Origin of the sequence: [Clostridium] hylemonae DSM 15053 (assembly GCF_008281175.1) — a bacterium.
GTDB classification, from domain to species: domain Bacteria; phylum Bacillota; class Clostridia; order Lachnospirales; family Lachnospiraceae; genus Extibacter; species Extibacter hylemonae.
Genome location: NZ_CP036524.1, coordinates 1,850,063 through 1,861,448 on the forward strand (window position 1 = coordinate 1,850,063; position 11,386 = coordinate 1,861,448).

Annotated in this window: 10 protein-coding genes; 9 read left to right on the plus strand and 1 reads right to left on the minus strand. The window is 49.5% G+C overall.

Annotated elements, in window-relative coordinates; translation table 11 throughout:
- The 9 genes from LAJLEIBI_RS08480 to LAJLEIBI_RS08520 all read left to right on the plus strand — a co-directional run bounded on the left by LAJLEIBI_RS08480 (window position 1) and on the right by LAJLEIBI_RS08520 (window position 10,102).
- Window positions 1-2,199, plus strand: coding sequence for an ABC transporter permease (locus LAJLEIBI_RS08480; RefSeq protein ID WP_006441375.1), 2,199 nt, complete (start codon window positions 1-3; stop codon window positions 2,197-2,199).
- An 11-nt stretch (window positions 2,200-2,210) separates the two neighbouring features.
- Window positions 2,211-2,882, plus strand: coding sequence for an ABC transporter ATP-binding protein (locus tag LAJLEIBI_RS08485; protein ID WP_006441376.1), 672 nt, complete (start codon window positions 2,211-2,213; stop codon window positions 2,880-2,882).
- Window positions 2,883-3,082: 200 nt separating this feature from the next.
- Window positions 3,083-3,856 (plus strand): nitroreductase family protein, encoded by a 774-nt coding sequence (locus LAJLEIBI_RS08490; protein ID WP_006441378.1) that lies wholly within the window; start codon window positions 3,083-3,085, stop codon window positions 3,854-3,856.
- Between the two features lie 11 nt (window positions 3,857-3,867).
- Window positions 3,868-4,218, plus strand: coding sequence for an ArsR/SmtB family transcription factor (locus LAJLEIBI_RS08495; RefSeq protein WP_006441379.1), 351 nt, complete (start codon window positions 3,868-3,870; stop codon window positions 4,216-4,218).
- Between the two features lie 23 nt (window positions 4,219-4,241).
- The gene (locus LAJLEIBI_RS08500) at window positions 4,242-4,994 is read left to right on the plus strand and encodes an EFR1 family ferrodoxin (protein WP_006441380.1); all 753 of its coding nucleotides are present in this window, start codon (window positions 4,242-4,244) and stop codon (window positions 4,992-4,994) included.
- Between the two features lie 218 nt (window positions 4,995-5,212).
- Window positions 5,213-6,934 (plus strand): FAD-dependent oxidoreductase, encoded by a 1,722-nt coding sequence (locus LAJLEIBI_RS08505; protein ID WP_006441381.1) that lies wholly within the window; start codon window positions 5,213-5,215, stop codon window positions 6,932-6,934.
- A 52-nt stretch (window positions 6,935-6,986) separates the two neighbouring features.
- Window positions 6,987-8,318 (plus strand): bile acid CoA-transferase BaiF, encoded by a 1,332-nt coding sequence (gene baiF, locus LAJLEIBI_RS08510; RefSeq protein WP_006441382.1) that lies wholly within the window; start codon window positions 6,987-6,989, stop codon window positions 8,316-8,318.
- Entirely contained in the window at window positions 8,308-9,117 is an 810-nt protein-coding gene (locus LAJLEIBI_RS08515; protein WP_050765445.1) for an SDR family NAD(P)-dependent oxidoreductase, read from the plus strand. Before baiF ends, LAJLEIBI_RS08515 begins: the two co-directional genes overlap by 11 nt.
- A gap of 235 nt (window positions 9,118-9,352) precedes the next feature.
- The gene (locus tag LAJLEIBI_RS08520; protein ID WP_006441384.1) at window positions 9,353-10,102 is read left to right on the plus strand and encodes an SDR family NAD(P)-dependent oxidoreductase; all 750 of its coding nucleotides are present in this window, start codon (window positions 9,353-9,355) and stop codon (window positions 10,100-10,102) included.
- Window positions 10,103-10,242: 140 nt separating this feature from the next.
- Here the strand turns inward: LAJLEIBI_RS08520 and LAJLEIBI_RS08525 are convergent, their stop codons facing one another.
- Window positions 10,243-11,154 (minus strand): LysR family transcriptional regulator, encoded by a 912-nt coding sequence (locus LAJLEIBI_RS08525; protein WP_040434553.1) that lies wholly within the window; start codon window positions 11,152-11,154, stop codon window positions 10,243-10,245.
- Window positions 11,155-11,386: the final 232 nt, after the last annotated feature.

Genomic DNA, 11,386 nt, shown 5'->3' on the forward strand with positions numbered 1-11,386 from the left:
ATGGATATTATCCAAACACTAACCATCCGGCACCTGAAACATAATAAAAAGCGGACGCTTTCAACGATAGCGGGCATATTGACTGCAACGGTCCTGCTTACAATGCTGTCTGTTTTTATGACATCTTTTGTACACAGACTGGAGGCTGCCGATGTCACACAGGAGGATGTGAAGCCGCTTTTGAGCGCAGCGTCCGGAATGATAGCTGTTGTTCTGGCCGTACTCGTTATATTTTTGTACAACATGCTCGTCATCTCTTTCAGGGACAGGGGGCGTTACCTCGGCATATTGGCAAGCGTGGGAGCTACCCCGTTTCAGAGAGGAAGGATCGCGTTTGTGGAGGCCGTTATACTGGGAAGCGCGGGAATACCGGCAGGTATAGGTATCGGTGTCCTGCTTTCGGCCGCTGTCTTTCCTTTCCATGTGGTCCTCTCCTGGCGCGTACTGCTGCTCATATTTCTGAGTGAATGCGCGGCCGTACTGCTGACAGGCCTGGCATGTACCGGGCGGCCGGGAAAAGGCTCTGTGATAGAGCTTATTCACAACAGGGCAGACAAGAGAACGTTTAAGAAGCCGGTTGTCCTTCCGTTCTGGACAGCAGGCCGGTTCGGAGCAGAAAGTAATCTTGCCCTGAAGAATCTTGTGTTTTTTAAAAGACGTTATCTGATCATTGGTATATCCTTTGCGGTAGCCATGCTTTTATTTCTGGACGGTTATATATATATGAATTACCTGGATGGCGGATATGAAACACGGGACAGACGTCCGAAAGACAATGCGGATCTGGTGCTGGAGGAAGATTACAACAAAAGGAATGAAAAGTGGGATGATTTTATCTCTGAAGTTATTTCCATTCCTGCGGTGGAAGGATACTCCATACAGGATAGGGCCGACATGGGAACCGTGCTCTTTGAAGCGAAGGATATCGATCCCGGGCTTAAGGAATACACGAGTTATATACTCGGTATGTCCTACAATAATCCAATGAAAATAAGCAGCATAAAAGGAGATGTGAAAAAAGGGTACGCCATGAATCTCGTTCTTGTCGGAATGGATGACAAGTCGTTCCGGGACTATCTTGATAAGGCAGGGGTACCTGCGGAATATGATGCCGGCAAAGGGCAGATTCCGGTGCTGGTGGAAGATCACCCGATCGTGAAAGACGGCAGCACGACTAAATACAGGAGTATATTTGCGGAGGGAACGCGCGGAGCTCTTTCCTTATTTACCGATTCGGGACAGTGGATGTATCCGGTGGCAACGCCAGAGGGAGAGCAGGTGAAGCAATTTAAAAAATGGGAGTTTGATGTACTTGGCGTCACCACACAGACTGTTCCGTGCTATACAGCCAGCGCGGTGGAAGAACCAAACACGATATACTTCTATACGCCGCAGGATGTCTTTGATCAAGTTGTAAGGACAGACGGTTTCCCGGCAGAAAACGGCCAAACACACCGAAGGCTTGCGTTAAAGTTAAACAGTGAGGCGCCAAAGCTTCCTGACAACGTGCTATATCCTGCAGTGGTCCGATTTGGGAACACTACCACCCGGGGACTGAAGCTTGTATCATCTTCCCTTTCCTTTCTCGCTGATGAAAAGATGCAGAATACTTTAATGGAACGCGGAGAAGAAGCCGGAAAGGTACAGAATATGATTGAGGACATCGGGGAAAGGTACGGGCTGTCAGATGGAAGGAACATGGATATAGACAACTTTGACTGGTCTGCGCTCGACTATACATGCAACAGTTATGCCGCGCAGATAACGGGTACTATGTCAGATCCGTTTCCGCTTCTGCGTCATCTTTTTTCCTATGGAGTTCTGATCTTTCTGACTGTGATCAGCGTCTTTCAGATGATCAAGATCATTACTTCAGCCGTGCAGACGCGCCGGCGGGAATTTGCGGTGTTTCTCTCGCTTGGCATGAGCAGGAAGCAGATCGCGAAAATGCTCTATATAGAGAACCTTATCTACACAGTGTGTGCCTATGTTGCCGGACTTATATTCAGTATACTGCTGGCGCTGGCGCTGTTCTGGTCATGGGGGAGAGAGCAGGCGGTGGAGCCTGTATTCCCATATGAGATCTTACTGATGGAAACAGCGGTATTCCTCGTGCTCAGCATTTTCTCTGTGTATCTGTCGGTAAGAAGTGTGAAAAAGATACAGCTCATTGATATCATCAAAGAAGAAACCATGTAGGAGGAGTGTGTATGGAACTGTTAAAGGTCGAAAATGTAAGCAAGATATATGGTACAGGAGAAAATGAAGTAAAAGCGCTGGATAACGTTTCCTTTACGGTAGATAAAGGAGAATTTGTAGCAATCGTGGGTCCCTCCGGATCCGGCAAGTCCACACTCCTTCACATGTTGGGGGGTGTGGATGTGCCTACCTCGGGTGATATATGGGTAGAAGGCGTGAAACTTGGCAGTATGGATGAGAAGAAGCTGTCCATCTTCCGCAGAAGGCAGGTTGGACTTATCTATCAATTTTATAATCTGATCCCTATATTGGACGTTCAGGAGAATATCTCACTGCCTCTTCTGCTGGACGGTCAGAAACCGGATGCCGGATATCTGGATGAACTGATCGGGACACTCGGGCTCTCGCAGAGGCTGAATCACCTTCCCGGCCAGTTGTCGGGCGGCCAGCAGCAGAGAGTATCCATAGGGCGCGCCCTCGTCATGCATCCCGCCCTCGTTCTGGCCGATGAGCCGACGGGAAATCTGGACAGGAAGAACAGCGCGGAGATCATCGCACTGCTGAAAGAGTCAAACAGGAAATACCGGCAGACACTGATCGTGATCACTCACGACGAAGGTATTGCGCTGCAGAGCGACCGCATACTCTATCTGGAGGACGGCAGGATAACCGAGAGAAATTAAGGATAATGTATTGGTAGTATACGTCTGTCAAATAAAATATGAGTGACCTGAACACGGGAATGAATGGATATATAATATTTCATTTCCGTGTTTTTGTAATATTTGCGGCCGCCAATGGTAACCGATTTCTTTACCGATGTTGTATCTGCCGCTATTGTTTTGTATAATGGTTAACAAACTTTAACGAAAGGAACAAGGCTATGAATAAACATCACGTAGAGATCGACGCGTGCCGGTGTATCGGCTGCGGAGCATGTGTGAGGACATGTGCAGCACATAACATTGAATTGAAGAACAAAAAAGCGGAAACGATATTGAGTGACTGTCTGATGTGCGGACAATGCACGGCAGTCTGCCCCGCTGAAGCGGTATCGATCAGCGGGTATGAGACGGAGGATATTATAAAAACAAACAATGAGCGGTTAGATCCGAAGCAGGTTCTGGACGTCATCCGCTTTAGAAGAAGCGTCAGACAGTTTCAAGATAAAAAGATCCCGGGGGAAGTCATCGACGAGATCCTAGAGGCCGGACGGCTCACCCATACAGCAAAGAATAAGCAGGATGTGTCATTTGCCGTGCTGGACAGAGAGAAGGATCATATAGAGCAGATGGCGGTCAGCATGTTCAGGAAATGGAAACCCCTGGCCGATTTGTTCAGTCCCATGGCAAGGCAAAATAAGATCGACAGACACTTTTTCTTTTTCAAAGCGCCGATCGTCATTGTCATTATGGCAGGAGACAAGACAAACGGGATCCTCGCGGCACAGAATATGGAGTTTGCTGCAGAGGCAAACGGACTTGGGGTATTGTTCAGCGGTTTTTTCACAATGGCGGCAAACAGTTCTTTAAAGATAAGGAAAGCATTGAAAATGCCGAAAAAGAAACGCGCAGCGATGACCCTTGTATTAGGTTATCCGCGCGTAAAGTTTCTTCGCTCTGTGCAGCGTGAAAAATTAAAGGTAACATATTTGTAAAAAATCGGAGTATGTGGATGGAATGTGAAGAAAGACTTAAAAAAATAGTAGATGGTTTCCAGATATGCAGAAACGCGTTTACTGCAATAGGAGACGATACGAGACAATTGATCCTGCTTGTGCTGCTGGAAAGTGATCTGTCAGGTATCCGGGTGGGAGAGATCGCGGAAAAGACCCATTTGACGAGACCTTCGGTATCTCACCATCTAAAGATATTGAAAGAGTCAGGGATCGTGGCAATGCACAGAGAAGGAACAAAAAACTATTATTATCTGAGCACAGATGAGACGCAATGGAAAGAGATCGCGGATCTGGTTGATCTTATCTATGAAAGCATTCAGCATATGAGTGCTCAGTCTTAGCTTTATTTAAGGAGGACAAAAATTTGATCTTATATTTTTCAGGAACAGGCAACAGTGAATATGCGGCAAAGAGGATCAGCAGAGAGATCCACGATGAGACTGTGGATTTATTTAAGAAGATCAGAAACCATGATTTTACAGAACTATATTCCGAGAAACCGTGGATCATCGTCTCCCCTGCCTATGCGTGGAGGATTCCGCGTATTCTGAATGAATGGCTGGGAAAGACAACGCTGGCAGGCAGTAAAGAGATTTATTTCATAATGACTTGCGGGGGTAGCATTGGGAATGCGGGCGCTTATCTCAAGGAGTTATGTGCCGGCAGGCAGATGGATTACCGCGGATGCCTTCCGGTCATTATGCCGGAAAATTATATTGCCATGTTCTCCACTCCGGCTGAGGAAGAGGCGCTTAAGATCATTGAGCATGCAGAAGCCACTATAGACAAAGCAGCGTCTTTCATAAAGAGCAAAGCGACATTCCCGCAGCTTTCGGTTACAGTGAAAGATAAAATGAGCAGCAGTATCGTAAACCGTATCTTTTATCCGATGTTTGTGCACGCTAAAAAGTTCCATGTCAAGGATACTTGCATTTCCTGCGGAAAATGTGAGGCGCTCTGTCCGCTTGCCAACATACGTATTGTGGACGGAAAGCCTGTATGGGGAACGGACTGTACACATTGCATGGCCTGTATCTGCCGGTGTCCTGTTGAGGCGATAGAGTACGGAAAACACAGCAGCGGACTGCCGAGGTATACTTGTCCGAAGTTATATTGAAAACATATTATCGTTATACCGGAGAGACACCCCTTCCTGCGGGGGAGTCTCTTTTTTTGCGCCTGACTATGTGAGTTGTGATTGGGTCTTTCTTCATAAGCTAAACTTATGGTGACGGATTATTTTTAAATTATACAGGCTGATTTTTAGATGTTAGAATAAAAGCAGAAAAACATGTTATTAAAATAACAAATGATCAAAAAAAGGAGGCAAATGCGATGGCAAACTATGTACCAGGCACGTACGAAGGTATCGGTCACGGATACCAGGGCAGGCTTATCGTGAATGTAACAGTTACGGAAGATGAGATCACGGAGGTTAAAATCATCAAACATAAGGAAGTGCGGGGGCTTGCGTGGGACCTTCCCACATCCCCTGTCGAGGTGATGCCGCCTCAAATTGTCAAATATCAGTCTCTGAACATCCCTCTCGTGAACGGAGCTGACTTGACGAGCGGTGCTATCTTAGAAGCGGTGGAAGGGGCGCTTAGGGCCGCAGGGGCGGCGGACGATGTCATAGAGAAGCTCAAGGCGGCGCCGGGACCGGAGGCGCCGGAAGTAAAAGACGAAGTGCGCACGGTCGACGTGGCTGTATTTGGCGCGGGGGCCGGCGGACTCGCAGCTGCGATCGAGGCAAAAGAAGGCGGTGCCGACGTTGTGCTCATAGAAAAACAAGGTATCACAGGAGGCTCTACCGCACGTTCCGGCGGAAAGCTGCTCGGAGCCGGAACGAAATGGCAGAAAAAGCAGGGGATCTACGATACGGAGGAGATGTGCTACAACTACCTGATGGAAGTCGGGAACCGCAGAGGCAATTTCATGGACGCGTCCAAAAACCGCTATCTTGTAAAGAATCTGAACAGTACGCTCGACTGGCTCGGGACAATGGGATACAAAGTACAGGACGTGGAGGCGATCCATGTGTCCATGCAGCCGTGGCGTGTACATAACAGCATGGGAGGAGGCGGCCAGACAAACGGCCAGGGCGGCGAGATCACGACTCCTTTGACGCGCCATTTTGCCGGCAGACTGGGCGGTGAGATCATATACAACACTGCCTTAAAAGAACTTCTCACAGATGAAAATGGTGTGGTAAACGGCGCGGTGTGCGAAAAGCTTGACGGTTCCAAATTGACTGTCTATGCGAAGAAGGGCGTCATTCTTGCCACCGGCGGTTATTCACGCAACAAGGAGATGTGCGCAAGGTATCCGGTCGCCCATTACTTCTGTACTGCTCCGAAGAGCAATGTAGGGGAAGGCCTTGTAGCGGCAGAAAAGATCGGAGCCCGCAACTTTGTGCATCCGGGCATACAGGTGGTGTATACGAGTCTGTCATGCGGCATCGGCATCAATGACGAATCAGGACTGATCGTAAATGAACGCGGGGAGCGGGTCGTCAATGAATGGAGCTACCAGTATCACGTATCCGACGCGCTGGCTGCATCCGGAAGCAACTGCGGATGGTACATCACAAGCGGCGACGAGCCGTACGGCGGCGTTCAGTACGGGTTCAAACAGGCCGTGGAGGGCACGAGCCGTGACAAGGCGGCAGACAGTATTGAGGAACTTGCTGCGCTGATAAAATGTGACCCGGCCACACTGCGGGCTACATTTGACCGTTATCAGGAACTGACCGCCAGGGGAGAAGACGAAGACTTTGGGAAGCCGGCCAGATTCCTGCATCCGATCGACGGACCAAAATATGCGGCGCTCAGACTTCATCCGTGTGTCACGGTATCGTTCGGCGGGCTTGAGACCGATATATCGGCACGTGTGCTCGATAACGAAGGAAGGCCGATCCCAGGATTGTATGCGGCAGGAGAGGTGGCTGATACGGGAATGTTCGGGACAGAGTATCCGACATGCGGGACCTCGATCGGAGGCGCTTTATTCTATGGTAGAATCGCGGGGCGCATGGCATCCGGACAGTCCATGCTTTAGAACATATTATTTCGTGCCTGAAGTCAGGCACGGTTGAAAGGAGAATATAGAGATGGAAGGAACAGGGCTTAACAATTTTCCGCAGTTTGGTGTGCTGGCAGGAGTAAAGATCCTTGTATGCGGCGGAGCGATAGCAGGTCCGTTCGGCGCGACGCTGCTGGGGGAGATCGGCGCTGAGGTGGTGCACCTTGAATCGCCGAAAAATCCGGACAGTACACGCGGACATTATGGGTATTCACAGAATCACCGCAATCAGATATCCATGGTTGCAGATATGAAGACGCCGGAGGGACTTGAGATATTTAAAAAGCTGATCAAATGGACGGATATTTTCATTGAATCCTCCAAAGGCGGAACTTATGAAAAAATGGGACTCACAGACGAAGTGCTCTGGGAAGTCAATCCGGGTCTTGTCATCGTGCACGTATCCGGGTTCGGGCAGACCGGTGTGCCTGAATATATCAGCCGTGCGTCTTATGATGCTGTCGGCCAGGCGTTTTCCGGATATATGAGCTTTAACGGTACGCCGAAGGAGGCCTTGAAGATATCTCCGTACCTGAGCGACTATGTGACGGCGCTCAACACTTGCTGGACGGCACTCGCCGCCTATGTACATGTGCTGCGCACCGGCAGAGGGGAAGCGGTGGATGTGGCCCAGTATGAATCTCTGGCCCGTATACTTGACACACGGCCGATCGAGTATTTCACAGACGGAAAAGAATTTCCGCGCACAGGTAATAAGGACTCCCAGGCCGCTCTGTTCAGTTTCTATACGTGCAAGGACGGAGGGACCATTTTCATCGGAATGAACGGATATGGACCCGTCCATCGCGGATATCCTCTTATCGGTCTTCCAAAACCGGGTGACGGAGACCCGGAGATCGACCAGATCATATCGGGATGGATGGCTGATACCGATCTTGGCCGCAGGCTGGAGGCCGCCATGGAGAAGTTTGTGTCGGAGCATACCGTCGACGAAGTGGAAAAGATAATGCTGGAGAATCAGATCCCATGTCAGAAAGTATATTCTCTCGAGGACTGTGTCAGAGATCCGCACTGGAAGGCAAGGGAGATATTTACAGAATGGGATGACCCTATGATGGGCAGAGTCAAGGGTATCGGCATTGTGAACAAATGGAAGAATAACCCCGGAGAGATCAAATGGGGCGCCCCGCTGTTTGGGGAAAATAATAAAGAGGTACTCCGTGATCTGGGCTACACGGAAGAAGAGACAGAAGATCTTGCCAGACGCGGGATCACAGCATGCCTGGATTTTGAGCAGACATATGAGACCTACAAACTGGGAGAATTGTTCCCGCACTATCGCGAAGGATTTACGGAGCATTGGAAAACGGAACAGGAGGATGAAACATATGAGATTTGAAGGAAAAGCAATCATTGTCACCGGAGCCAGTTCCGGTATCGGACGGGCAGCGGCGCGTCAGTTTGCCATGGAGGGGGGCAGGGTCGTAGCCGCCGCCAGACGCCTCGAACTTCTGGAAGAACTGAAGGCGGAAGTGGAGGCGGCTAAAGGAGCAGGATGCATCCTGCCGCTTCAGACCGATGTCCGTATTCCCGAACAGATCGACCGGATGTTTGACGTCTGCCTGGAGAGATTCGGACATGTAGATGTGGCAGTCAACAATGCCGGCGTTCTGGACGGACAGCTTCCCATTCACGAGACATCACAGGAAATCTATGACTATGTGTATGAGACGAATCAGCGTGCTGTCTACCTCGGATGCCAGCGTGCCATCGAGATATTCCTCAAACAGGGAACACCTGCCAATATTGTGAATATCGCTTCCGCGGCATCTGTCAGAGGATTGAAAGGCGGTACTACGTATGTCATGACGAAACATGCCGTCCTCGGTATTACCCGCAATATTTCCGCCAGCTTCTTTGAGCGGGGGATCCGCTGTAACTGTATATTGCCGTGCAATGTCAAATCCGGGATCAACCGTGCGGCCCGCGAGCTGAATATCGGTATCCTGGACTGGCAGATGCGCGCCGGCAATGCGGCTCCGATGCATACGATCACCCCTCATACAGAAGGGGCGAAGCCGATGCTGGGGCAGCCTGAAGACTGTGCGAATATTATCACGTTTCTCGCCGATGACGCCGCTGCACGCTATATATCCGGAGCAGAAGTCAAGGTCGACGCCGGCTTCCTGAATATGTAGACACAGACAGGAGGAATAAGCAGGAGGCCGCCGCATGGCTATGATGTTGAATACTGACAGTCATATGAGCGGTTTTGTCCGCGCGATGGTTATATAATCCGGAAGAACGCGAACCAATCAGGTTGTAATATGTAGTGTGTTTATCCAATGTCATAACGTACTAAGTGTTAAAGTTATATCAATTAAAGTTTTAGCACATATAAGCAAAGCTAAACGCAGGAAAGGAAGGAAATTCATGAAACTTGTACAGGACAAAATCACAGTTATCACAGGCGGAACCCGGGGCATTGGATTTACGGCGGCAAAGATTTTTATTGAAAATGGAGCAAAGGTCTCCATATTCGGCGAGACAAAAGAGGAGGTCGACACCGCACTGGCAGAGTTAAAAGAGCTTTATCCCGAAGAAGAAGTGCTCGGCTTTGCGCCGGATCTCACATCACGTGACGCAGTTATGGCTGCGGTAAGAGCAGTGGCGGAAAAATACGGGAGGCTTGACGTTATGATCAATAACGCGGGCATTACGATGAATACCGTATTTTCAAGAGTGACAGAGGAAGCGTTCAAGCATATGATGGATATCAATGTGATCGGTGTGTTCAATGGCGCATGGGCGGCTTATCAGTGTATGAAGGGCGCGCAGCAGGGTGTTATAATCAATACGGCATCTGTGACAGGCATCTACGGTTCTCTGTCCGGAATAGGGTATCCTGCGAGTAAGGCGGGTGTGATCGGTCTTACACAAGGTCTCGGAAGAGAGATCATACGAAAGAACATCCGTGTGGTCGGCGTCGCTCCCGGAGTTGTGGATACAGATATGACAAAAGGCCTGCCGCCGGAAATTCTCGAAGACTACCTCAAATCATTCCCGATGAAACGTATGCTGAAAGCGGAGGAGATCGCCAACGTATATCTTTTCCTGGCGTCAGACCTTGCCAGCGGCATTACGGCAACGACGGTCAGCGTAGACGGGGCATACAGGCCATAAGACAAGCGCGTTATAAAATAAGTATACATAGTTCAGCGTTCCTCTGGTAAAAAAGAGCAGGCATGAAACTTCCGCGGTCACACCGCGCGGGATTCTGCCTGCTCTTTTACTGTATGTCACAACGGTATGTCATAGCCGTTTCAGTCAGCGCCGTCTGACGCTTCCGTATCTTTATCCTTCAGCGTCATGAGAAATTCTTCCCGCACAGGGTTGGAACTGCTCTCCATATAGATGACAGAACAGCTTGTCTTAAGTGTCCGTCCTGTGATCGGGACATAAGAAAGTCCATCCATGGGCATGGTACTCATACACGCGGGGACGATGCCGAAGCCGATATCCGACTTGGCGAGCAGCGCCATGCTGTAATAATCATTGGCATAGATGACTTCATTTCCGCCGAGTCCGAGAAAATTCATGACATTCCAAATCTGCCATTCATAGGACGTGAAGTCATTTTCTACCGTTCTAAGCAGAGGTTTTCCGACCAGTCTGGAAGGTTCGAGACTGGAAGACGCAGCGAGCTCACTGTCGGAGCTAAGCAGGAACAGACAATTGTCGTGCCTGAGAGGGACGGATTTCAGCCATTGGCTGTAGTTGCGGTCATAATCAGATACGACCGCCAGATCCAGAAAGCCGTCCTCCAGCTGCTGAAGGACTTTTTTCTTTCGTTTACCGTAGATGAGCTCTACCTGGGAGGATGGATGTCCTTTGTAGAACCGGGATACGAAGGGCGTGACCGCCAGCTGTTCATACGCGCCGGAATATCCGATCCTCACCTGTGGTTTATCTTCTTCCGACAACTGCCGGGCATGGGCGACCGCCTGATTGTAATCAGCCATGATATACTGGCAGCGTTTGTAAAGGTAACCGCCTGCCTTCGTGAGGGTCACTCCTGTGTTGCTCCGGTTAAAAAGCTGAAACCCGAGTTCATCTTCAAATTTTTTGATCTGCAGGCTCATTGCGGTCTGTGAAATGAACTGCTCGCTGGCTGCTTCCGTAAAATTCAGATATTTGGCTGCAGATAGAAAAAAGGGGAGCCTTTTGATGCTCATGGCGGTACCTCCTGTCAGTGTATCGGCGGGGTGTCTGTGATTTAATTGTACCATAGATCATACTTATAGAACACCATATTGTTATCTTGATAAATAAAGGCCTGCATGATACAATATGTTGAGATAGTTATAGCCTCAGATGTGAAACAGGACGGGAGGAATTGCCATTATTTCTCCTGTCCAGTTTCATGTTCAGGTATTTCTGCGGTTCAGCAAGAGGCTGCCCGTAAGT

Bases quoted from the DNA above. Each gene is read 5' to 3' on its own strand.
- LAJLEIBI_RS08480 (WP_006441375.1), top strand. From the start codon at position 1: ATGGATATTATCCAAACACTAACCATCCGGCACCTGAAACATAATAAA.
- LAJLEIBI_RS08485 (WP_006441376.1), top strand. From the start codon at position 2,211: ATGGAACTGTTAAAGGTCGAAAATGTAAGCAAGATATATGGTACAGGA.
- LAJLEIBI_RS08490 (WP_006441378.1), top strand. From the start codon at position 3,083: ATGAATAAACATCACGTAGAGATCGACGCGTGCCGGTGTATCGGCTGC.
- LAJLEIBI_RS08495 (WP_006441379.1), top strand. From the start codon at position 3,868: ATGTGGATGGAATGTGAAGAAAGACTTAAAAAAATAGTAGATGGTTTC.
- LAJLEIBI_RS08505 (WP_006441381.1), top strand. From the start codon at position 5,213: ATGGCAAACTATGTACCAGGCACGTACGAAGGTATCGGTCACGGATAC.
- baiF (WP_006441382.1), top strand. From the start codon at position 6,987: ATGGAAGGAACAGGGCTTAACAATTTTCCGCAGTTTGGTGTGCTGGCA.
- LAJLEIBI_RS08515 (WP_050765445.1), top strand. From the start codon at position 8,308: ATGAGATTTGAAGGAAAAGCAATCATTGTCACCGGAGCCAGTTCCGGT.
- LAJLEIBI_RS08520 (WP_006441384.1), top strand. From the start codon at position 9,353: ATGAAACTTGTACAGGACAAAATCACAGTTATCACAGGCGGAACCCGG.
- LAJLEIBI_RS08525 (WP_040434553.1), bottom strand. From the start codon at position 11,154: ATGAGCATCAAAAGGCTCCCCTTTTTTCTATCTGCAGCCAAATATCTG.